Source organism: Vibrio sp. C8, from assembly GCF_054051265.1.
The window spans coordinates 1-23335 of record NZ_JBPAOE010000017.1; the positions used below are offsets into that span (position 1 = coordinate 1).

At 42.7% G+C, this 23335-nt stretch carries 13 protein-coding genes and 5 pseudogenes; 11 read left to right on the plus strand and 7 right to left on the minus strand.

Annotation, left to right across the window (positions count from 1 at the left end):
- Together ACRQQK_RS10635 and ACRQQK_RS10640 are read left to right on the plus strand one after the other, a co-directional pair.
- Positions 1–367, plus strand: a pseudogene (locus tag ACRQQK_RS10635) (methyl-accepting chemotaxis protein); the annotation flags it as partial.
- 28 nt (positions 368–395) lie between these two features.
- A pseudogene (locus tag ACRQQK_RS10640) lies at positions 396–838 on the plus strand (IS3 family transposase); the annotation flags it as partial.
- Positions 839–996: 158 nt separating this feature from the next.
- Here ACRQQK_RS10640 and ACRQQK_RS10645 read toward each other — a convergent pair.
- Positions 997–2271 (minus strand): ABC transporter substrate-binding protein, encoded by a 1275-nt coding sequence (locus ACRQQK_RS10645; RefSeq protein WP_457511353.1) that lies wholly within the window; start codon positions 2269–2271, stop codon positions 997–999.
- Between the two features lie 326 nt (positions 2272–2597).
- On the opposite strand from ACRQQK_RS10645, the gene ACRQQK_RS10650 reads away from it, so the two are divergent.
- Positions 2598–4607, plus strand: coding sequence for a cellulase family glycosylhydrolase (locus ACRQQK_RS10650; RefSeq protein ID WP_457511354.1), 2010 nt, complete (start codon positions 2598–2600; stop codon positions 4605–4607).
- A gap of 190 nt (positions 4608–4797) precedes the next feature.
- Here ACRQQK_RS10650 and ACRQQK_RS10655 read toward each other — a convergent pair whose 3' ends face one another.
- Positions 4798–6669: a fructose-specific PTS transporter subunit EIIC gene (locus ACRQQK_RS10655; RefSeq protein WP_457511355.1), complete on the minus strand. Its 1872-nt coding sequence runs from the start codon at positions 6667–6669 to the stop codon at positions 4798–4800.
- Between the two features lie 268 nt (positions 6670–6937).
- Between ACRQQK_RS10655 and ACRQQK_RS10660 the strand changes: the two genes are divergently transcribed.
- The gene (locus ACRQQK_RS10660; RefSeq protein WP_102964527.1) at positions 6938–7240 is read left to right on the plus strand and encodes a PTS fructose transporter subunit IIB; all 303 of its coding nucleotides are present in this window, start codon (positions 6938–6940) and stop codon (positions 7238–7240) included.
- A gap of 8 nt (positions 7241–7248) precedes the next feature.
- Positions 7249–8025, plus strand: a complete 777-nt coding sequence (locus tag ACRQQK_RS10665; RefSeq protein WP_457511356.1) for a PTS sugar transporter subunit IIA — start codon at positions 7249–7251, stop codon at positions 8023–8025.
- A 22-nt stretch (positions 8026–8047) separates the two neighbouring features.
- On the opposite strand, the gene ACRQQK_RS10670 is transcribed toward ACRQQK_RS10665, so the two are convergent.
- Positions 8048–8890, minus strand: coding sequence for a helix-turn-helix transcriptional regulator (locus ACRQQK_RS10670; RefSeq protein ID WP_102964525.1), 843 nt, complete (start codon positions 8888–8890; stop codon positions 8048–8050).
- Positions 8891–9270: 380 nt separating this feature from the next.
- Here ACRQQK_RS10670 and ACRQQK_RS10675 point away from each other — a divergent pair, with 380 nt between their 5' ends.
- The 5 genes from ACRQQK_RS10675 (at position 9271) to ACRQQK_RS10695 (ending at position 16913) form a co-directional block, all read left to right on the plus strand.
- Positions 9271–11178 carry a PTS fructose transporter subunit IIABC gene (locus tag ACRQQK_RS10675; protein WP_457511357.1) on the plus strand — a complete coding sequence of 636 codons (1908 nt, stop codon included), beginning with the start codon at positions 9271–9273 and terminating at the stop codon, positions 11176–11178.
- Between the two features lie 70 nt (positions 11179–11248).
- Positions 11249–12481 (plus strand): mannose-6-phosphate isomerase, class I, encoded by a 1233-nt coding sequence (gene manA / locus ACRQQK_RS10680; RefSeq protein ID WP_457511358.1) that lies wholly within the window; start codon positions 11249–11251, stop codon positions 12479–12481.
- A 229-nt stretch (positions 12482–12710) separates the two neighbouring features.
- Positions 12711–13151, plus strand: a complete 441-nt coding sequence (locus tag ACRQQK_RS10685) for a PTS sugar transporter subunit IIA (RefSeq protein ID WP_457511359.1) — start codon at positions 12711–12713, stop codon at positions 13149–13151.
- An 11-nt stretch (positions 13152–13162) separates the two neighbouring features.
- Positions 13163–14554 (plus strand): fructose-specific PTS transporter subunit EIIC, encoded by a 1392-nt coding sequence (locus ACRQQK_RS10690; RefSeq protein ID WP_457511360.1) that lies wholly within the window; start codon positions 13163–13165, stop codon positions 14552–14554.
- A 553-nt stretch (positions 14555–15107) separates the two neighbouring features.
- The gene (locus ACRQQK_RS10695; RefSeq protein ID WP_457511361.1) at positions 15108–16913 is read left to right on the plus strand and encodes a glycosyl hydrolase; all 1806 of its coding nucleotides are present in this window, start codon (positions 15108–15110) and stop codon (positions 16911–16913) included.
- 132 nt (positions 16914–17045) lie between these two features.
- On the opposite strand, the pseudogene ACRQQK_RS10700 reads toward ACRQQK_RS10695, so the two are convergent.
- Together ACRQQK_RS10700 and ACRQQK_RS10705 are read right to left on the minus strand one after the other, a co-directional pair.
- Positions 17046–18156, minus strand: a pseudogene (locus tag ACRQQK_RS10700) (IS3 family transposase).
- A gap of 128 nt (positions 18157–18284) precedes the next feature.
- On the minus strand, positions 18285–19451 hold the full coding sequence (locus tag ACRQQK_RS10705) for a glycoside hydrolase family 26 protein (protein ID WP_457511362.1): 1167 nt from the start codon (positions 19449–19451) through the stop codon (positions 18285–18287).
- A gap of 614 nt (positions 19452–20065) precedes the next feature.
- Here ACRQQK_RS10705 and ACRQQK_RS10710 point away from each other — a divergent pair.
- Positions 20066–21589: pseudogene (locus ACRQQK_RS10710) on the plus strand (IS3 family transposase).
- A 37-nt stretch (positions 21590–21626) separates the two neighbouring features.
- Here ACRQQK_RS10710 and ACRQQK_RS10715 read toward each other — a convergent pair.
- Both ACRQQK_RS10715 and ACRQQK_RS10720 read right to left on the minus strand, forming a co-directional pair.
- A pseudogene (locus ACRQQK_RS10715) lies at positions 21627–22319 on the minus strand (IS3 family transposase); the annotation flags it as partial.
- Between the two features lie 8 nt (positions 22320–22327).
- Positions 22328–23251: a sugar phosphate isomerase/epimerase family protein gene (locus ACRQQK_RS10720; protein WP_457511363.1), complete on the minus strand. Its 924-nt coding sequence runs from the start codon at positions 23249–23251 to the stop codon at positions 22328–22330.
- Positions 23252–23335: the final 84 nt, after the last annotated feature.

Consider the following 23335-nt stretch of genomic DNA (forward strand, 5'->3'; position numbering starts at 1 on the left):
GCAGGACAGTACTGGAGACATTCACGATATCATACAGCGGCTGAAAGCTGCTTCAGATGATGCTGTTACCGTAATGGACAAGAGTCATAAACGCAGTATCGATACTGTCTCTCAAGCTAACTCAGCGACTTCCGCTCTTCGTAAAATCCAAGAATCTGTGCAAGACATTTTAGACATGAACGCTCTAATTGCCACTGCGACCAGCCAACAAAGTGTAGTTGGACAAGAAATATCTCAAAGGGTCGTGGTGATATCAGAACAAAGTGATGATGCTTCCAAGCTAGCTCAGGACAATAAGCGTGGTAGCGAAGACTTAAATATCAAGGTTAAAGAGTTATCCTCTTTGGTTGAACGTTTCAAAGTTTAGTTCCCTAACTCGATGAACCTAAATAGGCGTAATGGACTTGTTCTCACGACGAATTATTGCTTGGTCAATGGGCGGTCGTATCACCAAAGAGCTTGCGTTAGATGCTTTATTAATGGCGGTATGGCGTCGTAAACCTGCTGGCAAAGTGTTGGTTCATTCAAGATCAAGGAAGCCAATACACGAGCCATGATTGGAGTGAGTTTCTAAGTGCTCATGGTTTGGAAGGTAACATGAGCCGTAGAGGTAACTGCCATGATAACGCAGTAGCCGAGAGTTTCTTTCAACTGCTGAAACGTGAACGAATTAAGCGAAAAATCTATGCGACCAGAGACGAGGCAAAGATTGGATGTGTTTAATTATATTGAGATGTCTTACAACCCGAAACGACAGCATAGTTCCAATGATGGGCTATCACCGTTAGAGTATGAACGTCAGTATTTTAATGAGGCTAAAAGTCGTCTAGTGAAGTAGTGGCGATTCAATCATCTCAATTTTAATTAGCTTCGTATTACCCTTGTGTATATGCATTAGCTCATGTAACAAGAATATAACATACTTTGTATAAAAAGGTCGCCCACCCGAGCGACCTTGGCAATACAGACAACAGAAGGTATATACTATCAGTGGGATTATTTAATCACTCGCTTCTTAGCTCTATTCCAGCGAGAGTCTAGCTTCACTAATGCTTCTTCAAAGTTCTTCGATGTGATTACGTCTTGGATGTAACCGCCTGAATAGAAGTCAATTTTTGAACGGTTTGTTACTTCGATGAACGTTGAAGAGTTAACTGGCGTTTGAATCACATTTGGTTTATAACTCATAAACTCGTCTAACTGTTGTAGCGACGGCTTTTTAGATTTCAAAGTAGGAATAAACCCAGCGATTTTTTCAAAATCAGAAGCTTCGATAATGAATTTTAAGTACGCTTTAGCAGTTTCTTTATTTTTTGAATGCTTACTGACAGCATATCCCCAGTCATGATTCATTTGCGCGTTCAAAACACCTTCATCATTTGAAGGCATAGGCATGAAACCAATATTACTAGGATCTGCGCCGCGTTCGATAACCTGAGGGATAACCCAATTACCTAGATAATACATACCAGCATCACCTTTAGCAATTGTGTTCTTTGAGTCTTCCCACGAGTTTGTTATCAGGTCTTTTTCCGTTAAGCCATCATCAATCAGCTTTTTAAGAAGTGTCAAAGACTTGTTATAAGAGGTATCACCTGAAAAAGGTTTATCTTGTGTTAACATTTTTTCGTAAACGTCATCACTACCCTCGGCAACTAGAGGGAACTTATCCCACTGCTGAAGCGGCCATTGAGCGCCAAAGTTGATATATAAAGGAGTTTTACCGTTAGCCTTGATTTTCTCTGCCGCTTCGAAGAAACTGGAAAGAGTTGTAATTGGTACTTCTACCCCAGCCTTCTTAAGAACTTCTTTGTTATATACAAGCCCCTCGACGGAGTTACCCATTGAGATACCATATGCTTTGCCTGAATCCGCCCATGCATCATAAAAATAAACGTCATCCGGACCATATAAGTCGTTTAGTGGCTCATAAAAGTTGCCATACTGCTCAGAAGGTACTGAAGGAAGAATAAGCACTAGATCGCCATAATCTCCAGTATTCATACGAGGGCGCAAGCCACCTTGATAATCAGCAAACCCAACTACTTTCACGTCTGTCACTTGAGGATAAAGTTCTTTAAACTCTTTTTCGTAACGGTCATATACACCAGCTTCGACCAAATCAGTTCTGTTTGTGTAAAAAGTAATATTACCTTTTACCAAATCTTTATTGATGCCATCAGTAGCTTCTGCATTCGCTACGCCGCTTAGTCCAACAGCTAGCGCGCTCGCAATAATAGTTTTTGTAATTGTAGGTACAAATAATTTCATTCTCTATCTCCATTGACATCTATTGTCGATGCTTGTTTACTCTGTCCACTCAAATAATAACGTTACGATTATTTTAATCCACTCACAATATAACGATACGTGAACTCCATCACTCCGACTTTTTATCAAACTCAATGATAATAAATTAAACACTACAAAATCAATAAGTTAAACAATAAACATAAAACTCAAGAATTGATGATCAATGTCACATATTTTCGATTATAGTGAACTAAAACACACAATCGAAACGTTACCATTTATTCTATAGCGTGATTCTGTCCAAAATATAAGCCGCATAACTAAATAACAATTAAGGACGAAAGATGAAGCACATCTACTATCCATTACCACTGTTCACCTTGCTAGCCGCATGTAGTAGTGGCGTAAACACGAATATGGCTGACAACAACTTTCCTTTAGATTCTATGGAGAGTTTTGTGATTCAGTCAGGTGATCAACTGCTACTCAACAATAAGCCATTTAGATTTGCAGGTACGAACAACTATTACATGCATTATCGCTCACATGAGATGATCGATGCTGTATTAGATGATGCCAAAGAAATGGGGCTTAATACGATTCGAGTATGGGGATTTATGGAGGGTGTTAGTCATGAACATACTATGCAGGCTGAACCTGGTGTTTATACCCCACCACCAGGAGTTAAGAGTGCACTAGAAAAACTCGACTATACCGTAGCTCAAGCCAAACAGCGTGGGATTCGTGTAGTCATTGCTCTCACTAACAATTGGGGCGATTTTGGTGGCATGCAACAATACGTAGATTGGTTTAATGGCGCACATCATGATGACTTTTATAAGCAAGCTGAGATAGTCAACGCTTACAAAAACTATGTGAAACATATTATCGAGCATAAAAACCGCTATACAGGCATAGCCAATAAAGACGAACCAGCAATCATGACTTGGGAACTTGCAAATGAACCAAGGGCGCAGTCAGACAAAAGTGGAGAGCTACTATATAACTGGGCAAAAGACACCAGTAATTACATTCGAGAATTAGCGCCCAACCAGCTTATAGCCCTTGGCTCTGAAGGTTTCTTCAAAAGAAATAATAATGAAGATTGGACATACAATGGAGGTGAAGGTGTAGATTGGGACAGAATCATTACCCTTCCAAACATCAACTACGGCACTTTCCACTTATATCCTGAACATTGGGGCAAACACAACGCTGAAGAATGGGGAACACAATGGATTAAAGATCATGCTTTAGCAGCTAAAAAGGCGAATAAACCAGCAGTACTTGAAGAATACGGTATTGGTAAAGACGAACCGCAAAATCGCGATTTCATCTACCATAAGTGGACTCAAACAGCTTATGAAACCGACTTAGCCGGAAGCATGTTCTGGATCTTAACAAGTTCCGATCCAGACCAACCAAATAAGCTATACCCTGACTATGATGGCTTTAGAATTCTAAATGACGATAGTCGAACAACAAGTATTCTTGTCAATCACTCGAAGCAGATGCGAGGGCTAACATATAGCCAAGCAGATACCGTTTATTTGGCATATCCAGTTGATGGTATGAAGGTCTCTGAGCAAAGCTTCACTGTTCGTAGCTATCCTATGCCTAAGCTTGGCAACAAGACGCAACAAGTTCAGCTCCGTATTCCAGAGAAGAACATCTCTTTAGATATGACTGATGCTGACGGAGACGGATACTACGAAGCCAAACTTAATTCTAGTGATATTGGCTATGGTTCTCGAACACTCATAACAGTCGCTAAATTCGAGCAAGGAGAGCGACAAACAGACAAAATCAAAGTAGAAATTGACCGCCCAATCAAAGGATATGAGGTTGGCACCAAATATGACTTTGAAGATGGAACAACCCAAGGTTGGCAGAAAGAAGGTACATGGCAAGCGAGTTGGAAGTCACCAGCAGTCGAACCAACGAATGACCTTGGTTCACCAATGTTAAAACTAAATCTAGTTTGGTCAGGAAAAAATGATTGGGAAGAGCTTAAAGTTCGCAATCTTGCAGTAGAAGGGTTCGCCCAACATACAAAAATGCGTTACACATTATACGTACCGGCCAATTCTGAAGACAAAGGTAGCGTACGTCCATATGCAGCATTAGGTGATGGCTGGGTAAAACTCGATGCAGATAAACATAGAAAACAAGTTAGAGATCTAGAGAAAGTTACATTTAACGGAAAAACGTACTACAAACAAGTTGTTGAAATTGACTTAGGGGATGTATCCAAAAAACTACCAGACATGTTTTTATGTATAGTAGGTGATAAGTATCCTTTAGATGGATCCGTTTATATCGACAATATTGAGTTCTTAAAACCTATCTACTAACTACGCCGTACGTACTAGTATAACAGCAAGTGCTAGACTGTAAGTAGAAAACGCCAGTCATGAATAGCTGGCGTTTAACTCTTACGTAAGCCACTACCCAACTATTCGATGCAGCAATATGAATCAAAAGGGTGGATTACAAATAGTAAAAGGAGTTGCCCACTCGGCGATAAGCACACATTAACAACATTTAATACACGTTCTTGTTTCGCAATAAAGGCGTTGCATTTAGAATGGCATCCTTAGTGCTGACGTCCAGTACTTTAATTTTTTTAAAACGTTCGGGCTCTTTAATCGACACATCATGAGCCAAAATCACAAACTTTGCTTTCTCGATATCTTTCTCGGTAAGTCGGTTGATAACGCCATTCGCCCCTTGGGTTTCGACTTTGATCTTAATGCCGAGTGTACATGCAGCTTTCTCTAGCGACCTCGCCGCCAAGAAGGTATGCGCGACACCAGATGGACAAGACGTCACCGCCAATATGTCCGCCTCTCCTTCCCCGACAACAGAACCGTAGCTTTGAGAGTGACTAGGATAGTTGTCATCTTCGGTGGCGGTTTTCTTTAGTGCGATAGCAATTAGTGCAGTGGTAAAAGAACCCACAATCGTGCCGACGATATAACCGATTTTTCCATCGACCACAGGTAGCACAATCCAGCCGCCCCATGGAGCATGGTTAATTACGTGGAACATAAACCCAATTACATTTCCCACAATGCCGCCCGCGACAATAGCTGGTAGCACTCGAGCGGGATCGCCGGTCGCAAAAGGGATCGCACCTTCGCTAATACCAATCATCCCCATAATGCCCGCTGCTTTACCCGCTTCACGTTCATCTCGTTTAAATTTGCTTGGTGCTAAAATCGTCGCCAACGCCATACCCAACGGTGGCGTACATATCGCAATACCCACACCGCCCATTAACCACGGCTGAGTATTCACTTGCGTTTGTGCAAACAAAGTCGCCACTTTGTTAATTGGACCGCCCATATCAAAGGCCGTCATAGCGCCAAGCACGGTGCCAAGCATCATTTTGCCCGAGCCCGCCATGCCCGTCAGTACCTCGTTCATGGTTGTCATAGTACTGGCAATCGGTGCGCCAATTACCCACATTACAGCGCCGCATGTAACAAACGTACCAACTAGTGGGTAAATGAATATTGAGCCAAGTGAACTCATGTTGTCGGGCAACTGAATTTTCTTTAAAAGCCACACAACAAACCCCGCAAAGAAGCCCACAACAATCGCTCCGAGGAAGCCGGTGTTGTAATTACTTACCGCAATCCAAGATCCTATCATACCAGGAGCAAGCCCCGGTTTATCAGCAATGGAGTAAGCAATGTATCCACCAAGAACCGCGGTAAAAAGAGTCAGCCCCGCAATGCCCATTTGCGCGATATCAGCAAGTACCCCTTGTTCTGGCACACCGCCATGGCCGGAGCTCATCACCGAGAGAGACAACAACACGCCACCCGAGACAATAAAAGGGATCATGTGAGAGGTACCAAACAACAGGTGTTCTTTGATACGACTAAGCTTTTGTGCCCAAAGGCTTAATGGCTCAACGGAAAATTCTAACGAGGAGGATAGAAATTCATCTGGCTGGGACTGAATATCGGTCAGCATTTCATGTGCATCTTCTCTCGATTGCGCAGCTTTTAGTTTTTCAACAAAGCCATCTTCGATGATTTTAGTTGAGATTTGTGCCAATACTTCAATGTGTTGGTTATCGTCCCCATCGGGCGAAGCTAGCATAAAAAAGACATCAGATAGTTCGCCGTCCTCGGCGCCATAATCGATCCCTTTATGGCTGATCCCGACCGCCACCGCAGGCTTAACGACTGCAACACTCTTGGCATGAGGAATAGCAATTCCATCATCAAAACCGGTGTTACCTATCTCTTCGCGCTTCCAGATATCGACCAAGAACTGGCTGGAATTATTGAGTTTACCCGCAGCCTCTAACATTTCGGTTAGTTCTTCGAGCGCTTCTTGTTTGGTTTGAGCTTTCATATCTAAGCAGATCGTATCTAGCTCAATCAGGTTTTTGATGTCCATTGTTTTACCTTCCAATAATCGCGCTCGAATATATACCCATGTGAGTTTGAGATACAGAATCCCCAGACTCGAATACGTTTCTACTCATTCTATATGGACATAGATTAACCAGTCCCCACCCTGTGAGATATAGGACTAAAAGTGCATTAACTGGATTAATGTAACATAAGATTTAAATTGTGATAGAACTCTTGCGTTAATTCGAACTGGGTTAGATTCAACTGATAATCACTGTGCTAGTATCCACAAAAAACAAACTGGATAGAGAATGAGAATTGTAGCGGTAACAGCGTGCCCTACAGGCATCGCGCACACTTATATGGCTGCAGATGCATTAGTGAAAGCTGCGCCAAAATATAATGTACAGATCAAAGTCGAAACTCAAGGGGCAATGGGGATTGAAAATCAGCTCAGCCCCCACGACATTGCTCATGCCGACCGCGTATTAATTGTGTCTGATATTGAGATCGAACAACCAGCCCGATTCGAAGGCACGAATAAAATTCAAATCTCAATTGAAGATGTGTTGCTGAATGTCGACAACGTATTTCTCGTCCACTGCCGCAACTGAATTCGCCGATGAACGAATACCAGATCACCTTTTTTGTCGAAGATGCTAACGCGAGCGCATATGTAGCCCAGGCGTTAAATCGTGTCGCAAAAAAGTTCAAAAGCACCTTACATATCATAAACGTAACGCAGAATCGTATTGCGGAGCTGACGAAATCCGTCGCGATTTTTCAGGTAGGATTGCGGCAAGGCGATCTATGCCAGATTACCGCTGTCGGTATTGATGCAGAGCTGGCATGTTTTGTTATTAAAGACATCATCGCCGAACGCTTTACTGTGGTCGGCTCCCACATCAACTATGAGTTTTCTGGCCAATTAGCACAACGATTACCACAAATATGCCCGCCATGTGAAGTCAAATGGCACTACGCCAAAGCACATACGAACCTCACTAAATTTGAGTGTTTAAAAGGGCTCGCGCAGCTGATTCATCCAATTTACCCCGACGAGCTGATTCTAGCCTTCATCAAAAGAGAAGAGCGTTCCTCTACATGCGTCGCACCGGGAATCGCCCTACCTCACGTGATGTTTCCCAACATCGACTACATTTCTATTGCCGTCATCTCCAACGAAAAATCTATGGGTTGGGAATCCAAGGTGGGAGAGGTTCACCTAGTTGTAGCACTGGTGATGCCAGAAAAACCGGCTCGCGAACAGCTCATTGCCGCAACCAACTTAACCCGAAACCTACTGGCTGATCAAATGGCAGAACGCCTATTGTTAACCAAGAGCAGCGTGGATTTACAAGCACTGCTAATGTACGCAATGTCGAGACTGCTTGCCTAGCAATTCAGGTAGGCTGATTGGGCTAAATTGAACCACGATATTCTGTTGGAGTTCTGCCAGTGCGGCTTTTAAATACGCGGCAGAAGTAGTTCACATCTTTAAAACCACACCGCACTGACACGTCATTGAGTTTGAATTTGTACTTTTTCAGCATGAACTTAGCGCGATCCACTCTTACCCAGGTGATGTAATCTGCCAACGTCATATGCCCTTGTTGGCGAAAAAGGCGTGACAAATGGTTCGACGAAATGCTAAACCGCGACGCGATACTGTCACGGGTAATTGGCCGATGAAAGTTCTCTTGAATATAGATGCAAATACCCTGATACAGGTCTTGAACACGGTTTTGTGATTGCAGCTCAACAGGTGTATCCAACATCGCTTTTGCGTACTGCAACAAGGCTTGCAGTAGCAACTCATCCATCGGCTTTTTGGTATTTTCGCGAGCTAATGAACTGAGTGCTTCCAAAATGTTATCAATAGCGAAGCCTGAACGAGTCTGAATACTGTGCTTTTGGATATCATAGAAGTTTGCTTCACCTTTACGTTTACTCACAAAGCTCAAACCGAGCTGACGACGCCCAAAGAGTATACTTAGCACAGAGCAATCACTATCCCAGTCTGGTTTATTCCAACAGTTTGGTGGAATAAATATAGCGTCCCCTTTTTTTGCAACAATATTCGTGACTTTTCGGTCATGACTTTCCATCTCATTAATATATTCCCCATAAAGTACTAACTCTAAACGAGGGAAACTCACCTGATAACTAAATTCAGGTGGTGTATGAAAATCTCCCGCAAACAAAATATTGTGAAACGGTTCGCGTTCATTCAATACTGCTGAAATTAAATCATGGAATATCATACTCTCACACTCTATATGCATCAATCATGCTATTGGCTATAGATATACACCCGAAAGTCATTTCACACTATTGAACAAAATCACACTTCCACCTTAAGGTTACAAAAATCTAGTTAACGCATCAATTATCTAGTTCTTGAATTAATATAAAAACCATAATCACTTGTATATCCGCCAATTATTGCAGAACAACAACAGATAATCAGATTCGTCATAATGCATCATGTATACAGTTCGCGTTACCTGATAGACGATCTAAATCACATTGCGATTAAGAGGTTACAATCCTCCAGTAAATGCATTTTTTCTTCACTACAGTCTGCTTCTGATTAATTTAAAAATATCCCTGAAATAAAAATTATATTTATAGGGGTTCGACAATGATCAGCAAATTAATAAACGAAGAATTGATTAAGCTTGACCTTCAAGCGACTTCGAAAGAAGAGGTTTTTAAAGAACTGGTTTCTGTTCTTCATGCGCAAGGTCGTATTTCTGACCAAACACAATTTCTGACCGATATTAAAGAGCGCGAAGAATTAAGTAATACTGGCTTTGAAGATGGTGTAGCTATTCCGCACGCGAAAAGTGCTGCTGTTCTTGAGCCAGCAGTTGTTATTGGCGTGAGCCAATCGGGTATCGACTACGGAGCAGAAGACGGTTTGCCATCAAAACTGTTCTTTATGATCGCCTCTCCAGATGGTGGCGATAACCACCACATCGAAGTGCTAGCCGAGCTTTCTTCAAAACTGATTGAAGAAGGCTTTATTGACGCCTTTCTAAACGCTTCAAACACTGAAGAAGCGCTAGCGCTGTTGCTGGCGAAACAAGAGCCACAGTCAACAATAAGCGCTGAAGAAAGCAAAGGCTTCATCATCGGCGTAACAGGCTGCCCTGCCGGCATTGCACATACCTATCTTGCCGCCGAAGCGTTAGAAAAAGGCGCTGCGACGATGGGGTACGAAGTTAAGGTTGAAACCAATGGCTCAATTGGTGTGAAAAACAGCCCGACAGTAGAAGAAATCGAGCGTGCTGATGCAATCATTGTCGCGTGTGACAAACAAGTCGACATGAGCCGCTTTGCGGGTAAGCGCGTGGTAAAAACCAACGTCAAAGCGCCGATTCGTAATGCTCAAGCACTGATTAACAAGGCGTTAAACGCTCCAACGTACAAAGTAGACGCAAACGCTAATAGCCAATCTTCGGTCGCTGATAAAGCGTCTCAAGCTCGCTCTGATCTATATCGTTACTTGATGAATGGCGTATCACACATGATCCCATTTGTAGTAACTGGCGGTTTATTGATTGCTCTCGCGCTAGCGATTGGCGGTCAGCCTAGTGAAGCCGGCATGGCAATCCCAGAAGGCAGCATGTGGAATCAAATCCTCAATGTAGGTGTGATTGCCTTTACATTGATGATTCCTATTCTTGCTGGCTACATTGCGTACGCGATTGCTGATCGCCCAGCGTTAACACCTGGCCTAATCGGTGGTTGGATTGCCAACAACGGTTCTTTCTATGGTGCGGATGCAGGTGCAGGCTTTATCGGCGCGATTATCGCGGGTCTGCTTGTGGGTTATTTCGTGAAGTGGATTACCTCAATTAACTACCACAAGTTCATCCAACCTCTGGTGCCAATCATGATTGCACCAATCACAGGTTCACTATTCATTGCAGGTCTGTTCATCTTCGTTATCGGCGCGCCAATCGCAAGCTTAATGGATGGTCTAACCGCGCTACTTACCAGCATGAGCTCAGGTAACGTTGTTCTTCTCGGTATCGTACTTGGTGGTATGGCTGGCTTCGATATGGGTGGTCCTTTCAACAAAGTCGCCTTCCTATTCTCTGTAGGCATGATTGCAAGCGGTCAAACACAATTTATGGGCGCGATGGCGTGTGCAATACCAGTTGCTCCACTAGGCATGGCATTAGCAACCGTATTAGGTCGTAAGTTTGACCTGTTCGAAAAGTCAGAAACTGAAGCTGGTAAAGCAGCAGGTGCGATGGGTCTGGTCGGCATCTCCGAAGGTGCAATCCCATTCGCAGCTCAAGATCCGATGTCGGTGATTCCTGCAAACGTACTTGGTTCAATGGTCGCGGCGGTCATGGCGTTCTCATTCGGCATCACTAACAGCGTAGCGCACGGCGGTCCAGTGGTCGCCATACTTGGTGCGATGAACCATCCATTAATTGCACTGGTTTGTATGGCGGCAGGTGCAGTGGTTGCCGCAGTTACATGTGTAACGCTGAAGAAAGTTCGCAAAGCAAAAAGGATTGAAGCTATCGCTTAATCCCTCCTCCTACCGACTCCAAAGGCTCGGACAATTTCCGAGCCATGATGACCTCCTATGGTGACACTCTATGTCTGACTTAACGAAACCCGAAACACAAACTCTCCAAACCACAACGAGTCATCCGATGTTCTTTGTGATGAACAATTTGATTCAAAATTACGCTTGGGGCAGCACAACCTCTATAAATCAATTGTTTGGGATTGATAACCCGACAGGCAAACCTCAAGCAGAAATTTGGATGGGAGCACATCCAAATGGTTGCTCAACGGTCTTGTTTGACGGCGAAGAAACCAAGCTTTCTACTCTGATTTCCAAAGACATGAATGCATTTTTAAATAAAGAAGTCGCCACTCACTTTGGCGAGCTTCCTTACCTTTTCAAAGTGTTAGCGGCAGAAAAAGCGCTTTCAATTCAAGTTCACCCCAATAAGCGACAAGCAGAACTCGGCTTCGTGGGGGAAGAACAACAAGGTGTACCACTAACGGCAGCAAATCGTAGCTATAAAGATCCCAATCACAAGCCAGAGTTAGTTTACGCATTAACGGAATATCAAGCGATGAATGGCTTTCGTCCAATAAACGAAATCATCAACTTCTTCTCAGAGCTTGCGATTCCAGAACTGCAAGACTTAGTAAACGATCTTATCGCCGAGCAAACACCAACTGGTTTGGCGAATTTCTTCTCTGGATTGCTATCGCTAGAAGGTGAACAAAAGGAGATGGCGCTAGCCGTGCTATTAGCACAGGCTAGCATCATCGATATGCCGTTGTTCGACCTGATCTCAGATCTGGAGGAGCAATACTCAGGAGACATTGGTTTGTTTGCGCCACTAATACTAAACGTAATCACCCTTGCTCCCGGGCAAGCGATGTTTTTGGATGCAGAAACACCACATGCGTTCTTAAAAGGGACCGGACTTGAGATCATGGCGAATTCAGATAACGTTCTGCGTGCTGGCCTGACACCAAAGTACATCGACGTCAAAGAGCTTGTTGCATGTACTCGTTTCAGAGAGACGCCGTTTGATAATCTACTGTTAGCGCCAATTGAAAACAACGGCGTATTCGAATACCCAGTCCCGGTCGATGACTTCAAGTTTTCCATCATACTAAGCGCTACCGATCTCTCACTAGAGGTCCACAGCGCTGAAATACTGTTGCCACTAGACTTTGCGTTAGTTATTACACACGCGAATGGCGAGACCTGCGTATTAGAAAAAGGACAATCCGTTTTCATCCCTGCTTACGCGCAAAAGTATACAATTCGCAGCCAAGGCAGAGTCGCTCGCGCTTACTGCTAACAAAACTCCGCAAACTTCCAGAACATTTTGCATCTTACTATTCAGCCAATAACTATCGTTATTGGCTTTTTATATTCATTCGCTAATTTTATTGTTATTTCTTGGAGAGCTAAATCACACTTAACTATTGGTGATACAAAAGTCTAGCTATTGTATTTTTTTTACTATTTCACCAATTCACTTCATTAATTACATTGAATTTATTACTTCATGAATAATAAGTCTAAATATGATTACTGAATTAATGACCACAAAATTAATCAATAACAATATTCAAGCCACCAATAAGAAAGAGCTCTTTGAAGAATTGGCACAGGTATTATTTGATAACAACCGAATCAACAACAAAGAAGCTTTCTTAACCGACATCGAAACTCGTGAAGCTTTGAGTGTCACTTCCATGGATGGCATCGCTTATCCGCACTCGAAAAGCCAAGCTGTTACAGAGCCGTCCATTGCAATGGGGGTAAAGCGTGAAGGCATTGATTACGGCGACGAAGACGGCGTCAAACCGACCCTATTTTTTATGATTGCGTCACCTGACAACGGTGCTGATCATCATATTTATGTTCTTCAAGAACTATTCGGAAAATTTAGCGAAAAGTTTATAGAGGATATCCATAAAGCAAAAAACGAAAACCAAATACTCAATATTCTAATTAATTCATAAGGCATAAAATTATGAGTACCCTAACAGCTCAAACTACTGGCAACAGTAGCGATTTAAAAAAACTTCTCAGTACCATGAAAGGTCACCTTTTATTTGGTACTTCACACATGTTGCCATTTATTGTTGCCGGTGGTGTATTACTGGCATTAGCGGTAATGGTATCAGGTAAAGGCGCAGTCCCTGCTGACGGCATATTAGCCGATATTTCAAATATCGGCATCAAAGGCTTAGTGTTGTTCCCAATTATTCTGGGTGGCTTTATCGGCTACTCAATTGCAGACAAACCAGCACTTGCACCAGCAATGATCTCTTCTGGCATCATGGCGGATATGGGCGGTGGTTTCCTAGGTTGTATCGTAGCGGGCTTCATCGCGGGTGGTGTGATATTCCAACTTAAGAAGATCCCTCTTTCTGCCAACATGACCGCGCTGGGCGCTTACTTTATCTACCCACTTGTCGGTACCATCATCTCTGCGGGCATTGTGTTGTGGGGTATCGGCGAGCCAATCAAGATCTTCATGGCTTCAATGAACGAGTTCCTTGCTTCGATGGCTGGCGCCTCTAAAATCGTGCTAGGTACGATTCTTGGTGGTATGACAGCGTTCGATATGGGTGGTCCAATCAACAAAGTTGCTACCCTATTCGCTCAGACTCAGGTTGATACTCAACCATGGTTAATGGGTGGTGTGGGTATCGCAATCTGTACACCACCTTTGGGTATGGCTCTCGCGACTTTCCTATTCAAGAAGAAGTTCACCAAGCAAGAGCAAGAAGCAGGTAAAGCTGCTGCTATCATGGGCTCTATCGGTATCTCTGAAGGCGCTATCCCATTTGCAGCGAACGACCCTGTACGAGTTCTTCCTTCAATAGTTGCAGGCGGTATCGTTGGTTGTGTGTTTGGCTTCCTGACTAACGTTCTACTGCACGCTCCATGGGGCGGCTTAATTACAGCTCCAGTATCAAGCAACATCCCAATGTACGTAGTAGGTATCGCATTAGGCTCTTTAACAACTGCACTTATCGTTGGCTTCTGGAAACCGGTTGTAGAAGAAGATCCTGAAGCAGAAATAGAACAAGTAACCCCTACGGCTCCAGTTGCTGGCGAAGGCAAATATGACATAGTAGCGGTAACCTGCTGCCCATCTGGCGTGGCACACACATTTATGGCGGCAAAAGCGCTTGAAAAAGCAGGCGCAGCGGCTGGTATAAAAATCAAAGTAGAAACTCAAGGTCAAAACGGTATTCAGAACCGCATCACTGACTTAGACGTCGCAAACGCTAAGCTGGTTATCCTTGCTCACGACATACAAGTGAAAGATGCTCACCGCTTTACCAGCGCCAACGTTATCGAGTGTTCAACCAAAGAAGCAATGCGCAACGCAGTCTCTCTGATTCAAGCTTAGACTTCTAAGCTCCTGCCCTAAGAGTCCTTCCCCCAAGGGCTCTTGTTTCTGTATTGCCCCTCACAGCCTCAGCTGAAGTTAAGTAAACCTTTCTGCTATGAGTCAATTAAAGACCACGTTTAACTTGTTAAAACGACCATGCAGTTTAGCAACAGTAAGAGTTAAAAGGGAGAGTACTATCCCAATGCTTAACAACTCGAGGAGGGTGTCAGACTACTGGCATTAACTCAGCATTTTACTGTACCTGTGTCCAAGTTGTGCGAATTTTAGAAACCTCTAATTTAAACACCAGAATAATGGGGAGTCCGTCACATTATAAACACAAATCTAAGAGAATATCGTAACGTTATCATTAATCTAAATCGATGTTGTGAATCGATTCAATTAAATAATTTATAGTCGATTAATAATGCAAAAAAATGATTACAATTATACCTGAAAGTTGGAAAGTACCCTTAATAAAGTAGTTTAGATTCCCTCCATAAACTGCTTTAAAAGGTCATAGGCTCCGACCTCAGACATTTACCTCACTCGACAAAAGGTCATAAAATCTATGAATAAACTTACGTTACTGGTTGGATTGCTAACGTCATTTGGTGTATACGCGCAACACGACCCTATTATAATTAAGGCATCTAAAGCCAACCAATATTCTGGTGTTCTCGTTTCGCAAAATGGCAACTACGTTAAACTCAAGTCCGAAAATGAAGGTTACATTGAATTTGTAATCTGGTCCCCACACTATGGTGAACAGAGTTTAGATATCAAATACTCATCAAGTGATATTACGACCGTGGCTCTTACCGTTAATAATGATAGTCCGACTACGTTACTTTTGAATGGTAACGGTAGTTTTAACAGCTCAAACAAATACCAGACATCGGTGAGTCTAAATTCGGGAGTGAATACCCTGAGAATTGGCTCAGTTCCAACAAGCTCGTACGCTGCTCCAGCTATCTACTCAATAGCCATAGAACACTCAGCTCCAGCATGCAGCACATCTGTAGACTCTGACAGCTGGGGGTGGGAAAACAAACAGAGCTGCCACGGAATTCCTGCGTATGAGCAGGTCACAAATTGTTCCACACTAGGCGGAAAATTCACTGCCGCAGACGAAAGTATTTCCTCTGAAGCAAAATCCCTACTTGCCATGTTATCTTCTGTTAGTGCATGTGACAAATTTGCATTTGGTGCTGAGTTTCCTCTTTCATACTCCCACGAAGGTCATCCAGGATCTAACAGTGATACAAAATCATCAGACCTAAAAGCAATCAGTAATAAATTTGGCGCAGTGCATGGTACAGATCCTAACTACATGTTGTACCGTGAGAAAAAAGAACGGATGAACCATATTCGGGCAGCTAGGGAGGATTATGAGAACGGTGCAATTATTACAATGGATTTTCACCATAAGGGAGGCGCAATACCTAAGGTCTGGGCAGACGGTAGTGAGAAACTAAACGAGAACAATAAAAACTATCTTTCCCATATTATTCAAGATATTGATACGCTCGATGCTAACTGGAAACAAGGTGAAGCTGAAAAGTACAAAGACCGTGGCAAAAACGCACTCTACAGCTTACTAAAAACTTGGGAAGAGATCATCGACATAATTAACAATGGTAATTCTTATGAAGGTGAGATTGTATCAGGTGGTACTCCTGTTGTCCTCCGCCTATACCATGAGATGAATGGTGATTGGTTCTGGTGGGGTTCATCAGCGGAGCTTGCTCCAAATTATGACCACCAAGGCATGTATATAAAACTATACAAATATATTGTTAACTATATAAAAAAAAACACCAATAATGTACTATTTGCATGGTCTCCCGACACTGGAGTTGGACGAGACTTTGGAGATGCGACTAAATACTACCCTACCGATGAAGCCGACGGTACCAGCTATGTAGACATTGTAGGCATGGACTTATACGATCAGACCGATCTTAGTGAATATCGAAATCAAATTGGCCAGCTTGTAGACTTCTCAATCTTGGAAAGTAAAGTTCCTGCAATCACTGAAATTGGCGACAGATCTGGAAATGATTATCGAACCAACCATCCAAATTTCTGGAATGGCATCGTACTTGAAGCGATTAAACATGATCCAGCTAACAAAGCCCAAAAAATTGCCTATATGCAAACGTGGATGCATGCACAGTTTAACGAAAGTGCTCGCTCTTTGGTATACTTCCCTTTAGTGTCTGATTACCATGATTACCTTAATCTATGTGCTGCGGATGACAACAACACAGAATGTCTCAAACACGTATATAGGGATTTTAAAGATTTCAGTGATGACTCAGACACTATATTCAGAAGTGATTTACGCAATCTAACCATGAGTAGCGTCAACTAACGATTCTTATCATTTAAATAAATAGTCGTAATACTCACAGAACTTTCAAGCACTAGCCCAAGTATGAGCTAACATATTCATACTTGGGACATGCCCCCGAGAACTAATCCAAAACTTCATTAGTAATGCTAGTTAAATTACCGTTGTTTCGTGCCGTTCTTGTTGTTGTGATGCAAACTCAGATGGAGTTAGGTAATTCAGTGCTGAGTGGGGGGCTATTCTCATTGTAATCCATTCGCCAGAGACTGATCCGCTCACTAGCATGACTCAGATCCTTAAACCAGTGCTCGTTTAAACATTCATCCCTGAACTTACCATTAAAACTTTCAATATAAGCATTCTGTATCGGTTTTACTGCTTGGATTAATTTTAAAATCACACTATGCTGATAAGCCCATCGGTCGAGGGCTTTCCCTGTAAACTCTGGTCCTTGATCAGTTCGTATCGCTGTTGGATAACCTCAAAATGCAGCAATAGACTCTAGCGTGATCACGACTTCATCACCCGAGATCCCCGTAGCGACAGAAATATCCAAGCACTCTTTTGTGTAATCATCCACAATCGTCAGGCATATAATCCGTCGGCCGTTACTCAGAGCATCCATCACAAAATCAATAGACCACGTGTGATTCGGTACGGAAGGAAGCAAGAGAGAGGCTCTCGCTCAACCGACTGTGATTTTCTGCGTCTCCGCTTGCTGACCGTTAAGCCCAACTCACAATACAAGCGATAAACTCGCTTCTGGTTAGCATCAAACCCTTCTAGCCTCAAAAGACGATGAATACGACGATAACCAAATCGACGTCGTTCCAATGCCAGCTCTTTTATCCGGGCCTGAAACCTATCATCAGAAGTGGTTAGCTTGAGGTTGATATCGCATTGATGCGAGTTGAATACCGACGAGTAAACAGGCTCTGCGTTCTGAAAGCTGAGTGCCATCCTGAATCACTTTAACAGCCTTGCGCACTTGTCCTCGACGGTCAGTACTTTTGGCTGAGAGCAATTTTCAGGGCATCCGCATCCAGTAGCGTCACGGCCTATAACTTTTTGAGTCGAGCGTTTTCGTCTTCCAGTGCCTTAAGCCGACGGGCTTCAAAGACATCCAGTCCAGCGTATTTTTTGCTCCATGTGCAGAACATTGCATCTGAGATCCCATGCTGCGGCAAAGATCTCGAGCGGGAATACCCGCTTTAGTTTCCTTTAAAATAGTAATGATTTGCTGTTCATTGAATCGCTTTTTCATGTTCATCATCTCCTTGGTTGGATGAACATTACTGAGCGTAGACTGGACTGGATTATGGGGAGTAGGACACGGTTATAAAGAGTTGTAGGCACAATTCATAACAGTGCCCATCACTCTCCATAAAAAGTTTACTTATATAGCTCAGGAACATTGCTCATAAATACTGTTTTGTCGTTTTTGTAAAACTCTACAAAATCTTTAGCACTCTGTTCTTGTGGATATGGCCCAAAATAGTGACCTTTTTTACCATTGCTTTCGTTGTTGTTCCTCCAGACTAGCGCATAAGAAATTCGGGAAGTTTTCTCATTTGCAAAAATGCCGGCGGCTAGCCTTTGCGTCCAAAACCTCGCTTCTCGCACTCCTTCTTGCCCTCCTTCAGATAAAGCGGAAACTTTACCTTTGCTTTCAGCTAAATCAGTCAATTTTTCTAAGCCTTGTATAAACATGGCTTGTTGTTCGACGACCCCAAGCTTATTAGCAGGATGCCCCAAATCCCAATAGTTATCATAGCCGATAATATCGACATAGTTATCACCTGCGTACCCATACTGATACGAGGTAATAAAGTTATCCATATCGATTCGAGAACGATCAGGAGAAAATGCATAAATTAGGTTGTTCTGTTCTTTGGAATTTAAGTATTCCACTGTAAATTTCCATAGTTTTATGTAATCAGACTCACTTGTGTGTCCTTTCCCCCACCAAAACCAATCACCATTATGTTCATGCCATGGGCGAAAAATAATCGGTATCCACACCTCCTTTCCATCAACAGCCACTTTAAGCTTTTCATTAAATATAATAAAAGTATCTAAATACGACATTAGCTGCACATGAGCCTTCCCTCCTGGGATAAGATCTTTGACATATGAATTTTTGACCCATGAATGATGTTGATCAACAGGACTATACATATGCCAAGATATTGTTGTCACACCACCTAAACGGAAAATATCTTTGATATACCGTTCATAATCATCAAACTGAACACCATCTAAGTTTTCTTTATTACCAAGCCCTATGCCACCCATATCTACGCCAAGCATTGCCGCAAATGAGCCTGTGACATCCTTAATGTCTGATTTAGTATTACCATCAGAATCATAGCCCCACCAATTGGCGCCATATGCTAAGGAGTCTTCATGACCAAATATAACTTGATCGCCAAGATCTCTGAGGTTCTGGTACAGGGCTTTAGTTTCTTTAGTTGCATGTGAGTTGACTAATGTGTCAGCTGAAAGGCAACTAAATGGCAAAGCCGCTAGGATGACTGTCGTTACTATTCTAAGTTTCATAATTGTTCCACATTTTTTATGATTTATATTCCTCATTAATATTACATTTTAACAGAACGCCCTAAAATCATAACGTTACGATTATGTGTGAACTATCATAAACATAGATAAAATGCGACAAACGGCACACATTATCGAATTCAATTTATATAATTGATTTAAAATAATTTTTTATTTTTATATCGTTTCAAACATAAACCTAAAGTGATTTAGATCACTATACAAATGTTATTAAATGTTATTGCGTATTTCGGTGATTACGAGCGCTCGTTTCCTCTCCGTGTCAGCATAGTTGTCGTCTAGATTTTTAATGAGATAACTATGTCAGCTAATCCAATTCCAATTGATGTGAAAACGAAAGGTCAAACTTGATTGCTACCGCCATATAATTGGTCTCATCGAAGAATTGCTAAATAATTAGATGCGAGCCGTTCCGTGGTATCTAAGTGGAGAAATGAACTTGTTGAAAGTGGCCTATTGTCTACAGAGCCGCCGTTAGAAAAAATTATCTGCTACAGCCAGACTGATGAAATGGTCTTCCCCTCCCCCCCCTGTGTCAGGCTAGTTGTCACTGTTAAAAATCAACCAATTAGAGGGGCGGTAACAGAGGAAATATGTCCCGTTACTCGCAAGAAAGAAAGGAAGCAGTATTGAAAAAGTTGTTACCCCCCGCACTCTCGCTCTGTAGCAGAAGTAGCAAAAGAAGAGGGCATCAGTGATGCGACACTGTATTATTGGCGGAAACAACTTCGTGAATCAGGAGCCGTTGTGCCAAACAGTCATACCTCTTCAGAGCATTGGTCTGCGCAAACTAAGTTAGCCATTGTCGCGGAAACGTTTTCCATGACTGAAAACGAGTTAAGTCAGTATTGTCGTGAAAAAGGGTTGTATCCAGAAGAGGTCCAGCAATGGCGCAGCGAGTGTATGCAGGGTTTTATGTCTTCAAAAGAGCGTGAAGCCGAGGCAAAGAAGCAAGCCAAAGCCGATAAGCATGAAATCAAAGAATTAAAGAAAGAGCTTCGTTTTAAAGAAAAAGCGTTAGCGGAAACGGCTGCCTTGTTGGTGCTAAGAAAAAAGCTGAGAGCCTTTTACGGGGAAGAGGCAGAGGACGACTAACCTCAACCGATGAAAGGAAAAATCTTGTCAGGCTTATCCATGACGCGTGTCAGAGCGGTAGTCGCTTAGAGAGCGCTTGCAATGAAGCAGAGATAGATTTGCGTACTTACCGCCGCTGGTATCAGAACGGAAAAGTGCAAGCTGATGAACGACCAACGGCGTTGAGACCAGAGCCTGCTAACAAGTTCTCAGAGCAAGAGCGACAGGCTATCATTAATATGAGTAATTCGCCTGATTATGCCAGCCTACCACCTGGTCAGATAGTGCCAACACTATTGGATAAAGGTGAGTATATCGCTTCTGAAGCCAGCTTTTATCGCGTATTAAAAGCGGCAGGACAACTCAACCGTAGAGGTCGCCAACGTAGCCGTAAAAAATCATCAAAACCGACAAGCTACACAGCAACAGGCCCAAACCAGGTTTATACCTGGGATATTACGTACCTGCCATCAGGTGTCCGCGGGCAGCATTATTACCTTTATGCTATCGAAGATATCTACAGCCGAAAAATCGTCGGTTATGAAGTCTATAACCGAGAGTGTGGAGAGATGGCCTCTCAACTGCTTCAGCGTACGCTGATACGGGAGCAATGCTTCAATCAAGCGTTAGATAATGGTGCGCCAATGAAGTCGTTGACGTTCAAAGCAAAAATGGAAGAGCTGGGCATTACGTCTTCATAAAGTCGCCCTCGAGTGAGTGATGACAACCCGTATGTCGAGTCATTGTTCCGCACCTTGAAATATGTCCCTAACTGGCCATCGAAGGGCTTCGAAAGTCTCGAGAGAAGTCGAGCTTGGGTAGAGCATTTTGTAATCTGGTACAACAGCCAGCATAAACATAATCGCCTGAATTATGTAACGCCCTCTGAGCGGCATAGTGGAAAGGATACGGCGATCTTAAAGAAAAGAGCGAAGGTGTTGATGGCTCATCGCCAAGCAAAACCAGAGCGTTGGTCAGGGAAAATACGCAACTGCGAACCAATCGGAGAAGTTCACCTGAACCCAGAAAAAGAAGCTGCTTGATAATTAGTCAAGTAGTGACAACTAGCTTGAAAAACGCCGTTGTAGCGACATAGGTGATATCTCCCACCCATTTTTCATTCGGAGCCGTTCTGAGCTAACAGACTTAGAGCAACTGGCACTTGATGTTGGTTGTCCGTAGTGCACTTAAACTTACGTTCAACTTTCGGCGTTAAGTCTCGACGCTTCATACTGGCATCAATAGTTTTAACATTGTGGTTCTCGCCGCTCTCAGTCAGTTCTTTCTGTATGCGCCTTGAACCATTTCGGCATTTGCTTTTTTCAAAGGCCTCTTTGACCTTAGTATCAAGATCTTGGCGAATAGCATCGCGTTGGATGGCGCTGTGTCGATGCTTAATCCAGTAATAAACCCACTTCGAGATATACCCGAACACATTAGCCATAGCACAATACTCAAGCACAACAGGTGTTCGAGCATAAATTCGTAACAATCTACTTTGGAATCGCGCAAAGTAGGTGGCGGCATTTTTACAATTTCTAGATCTTCTGTTTGCTCAACTAACCGCCTTTTGAGTTTGGCAACTTCTGCGGCTAGCTCTTGTTCTCGCTGACGGCTATTGGTGTCTTTCTTCGAGTTCTTCCGCCACCCGTAGATTTAACTCATGTAAGGAAAGCTGCCTTGCTGCGGCAGCTACTCCTACTTTATCGGCTAATTTCAGGGTTTTGCCTTAAACTCAGGAGAATGTTTAACCCTAGTTTTCTTAGTTGTCATTGTTCACCTCAGTCGTGATTGTACTCACTTAACTTGGTGTCCAAAACTGTTGGACGGATCATATTTTTAAGAATTAGTTCTTTAGTTTTTGATGTTCCTTCAAACTCTGTAAGGTTTTCACCTTCATACTCAGCAGAAATGATTCCATCGTATCCGGACGCACGAAGTAGAGCAATACAAGAGTTAAAATCGATGTTGATCTCATCACCAAATTGATTAAAATCGTACGACTTGGCACTTACACCAAATGTATATGGAGCGAGGTCTATTACTCCTTGTGTTCTATCGTAATAACGCTTCGGTTGGTGATGCCAACCTCCCATAAAGAAATTGTCAAAATCCAAGTACACACCGACATTTTCCCGACCAATTTGTTCGATCAACATAGCTAACCAAGCGCCATTGCTTGATGCAAAACCGTGATTTTCAATAACTACCTTAATTCCATACTCCTTTGCGCAATCCGCCAACATGGAAATACTCAGGGAACATTGTTTTAGTAATTGCAAATAGCTACCATCTCCATATGCATTTACACGTATCATTTGACAACCCAATATTGATGCTACCTCTAGCCAAACAAGATGTTTTTTCAAAGCAATATCCCGTTCTTCTCCAGATGATGCTCCAAGATGACCAAGCTCATCACACATTAGACAGTCAAAGCGTATCCCCTTGATGTTAGCTTTGCTTCTGTAAGCTTTTAACCATTTGCGATCTGTGGCCTTAGAAAACATGAGTATATTGACTAAGTCGACGATTTTAATATCTAACTCTTGAACGGTATCAAGAAACAAATCATGGCTCATCTCCCCTCGAAGAACCTTGTCGGAATTGCTTGAATGTAAATCACGAAGATATTGTTCATAATTATCTCGACTGTTACCTAACATCGAACGGTGAAAAGACCATTGTGATAAACCAAGTTCCATAAATTAAATTCCTAAGTATTTACTATCTAAAAAAGCGTTTGGCCAAAGGCATTACGACTACAATTTTTATCATGGTGCTCATAA

Bases quoted from the DNA above. Each gene is read 5' to 3' on its own strand.
- ACRQQK_RS10660 (WP_102964527.1), top strand. From the start codon at position 6,938: ATGAGAATTGTAGCGGTAACAGCGTGCCCTACAGGCATCGCGCACACT.
- ACRQQK_RS10675 (WP_457511357.1), top strand. From the start codon at position 9,271: ATGATCAGCAAATTAATAAACGAAGAATTGATTAAGCTTGACCTTCAA.
- ACRQQK_RS10650 (WP_457511354.1), top strand. From the start codon at position 2,598: ATGAAGCACATCTACTATCCATTACCACTGTTCACCTTGCTAGCCGCA.
- ACRQQK_RS10685 (WP_457511359.1), top strand. From the start codon at position 12,711: ATGATTACTGAATTAATGACCACAAAATTAATCAATAACAATATTCAA.
- ACRQQK_RS10665 (WP_457511356.1), top strand. From the start codon at position 7,249: ATGAACGAATACCAGATCACCTTTTTTGTCGAAGATGCTAACGCGAGC.
- ACRQQK_RS10720 (WP_457511363.1), bottom strand. From the start codon at position 23,251: ATGGAACTTGGTTTATCACAATGGTCTTTTCACCGTTCGATGTTAGGT.
- ACRQQK_RS10690 (WP_457511360.1), top strand. From the start codon at position 13,163: ATGAGTACCCTAACAGCTCAAACTACTGGCAACAGTAGCGATTTAAAA.
- ACRQQK_RS10705 (WP_457511362.1), bottom strand. From the start codon at position 19,451: ATGAAACTTAGAATAGTAACGACAGTCATCCTAGCGGCTTTGCCATTT.
- ACRQQK_RS10655 (WP_457511355.1), bottom strand. From the start codon at position 6,669: ATGGACATCAAAAACCTGATTGAGCTAGATACGATCTGCTTAGATATG.
- ACRQQK_RS10670 (WP_102964525.1), bottom strand. From the start codon at position 8,890: ATGATATTCCATGATTTAATTTCAGCAGTATTGAATGAACGCGAACCG.
- ACRQQK_RS10695 (WP_457511361.1), top strand. From the start codon at position 15,108: ATGAATAAACTTACGTTACTGGTTGGATTGCTAACGTCATTTGGTGTA.
- ACRQQK_RS10645 (WP_457511353.1), bottom strand. From the start codon at position 2,271: ATGAAATTATTTGTACCTACAATTACAAAAACTATTATTGCGAGCGCG.
- manA (WP_457511358.1), top strand. From the start codon at position 11,249: ATGTCTGACTTAACGAAACCCGAAACACAAACTCTCCAAACCACAACG.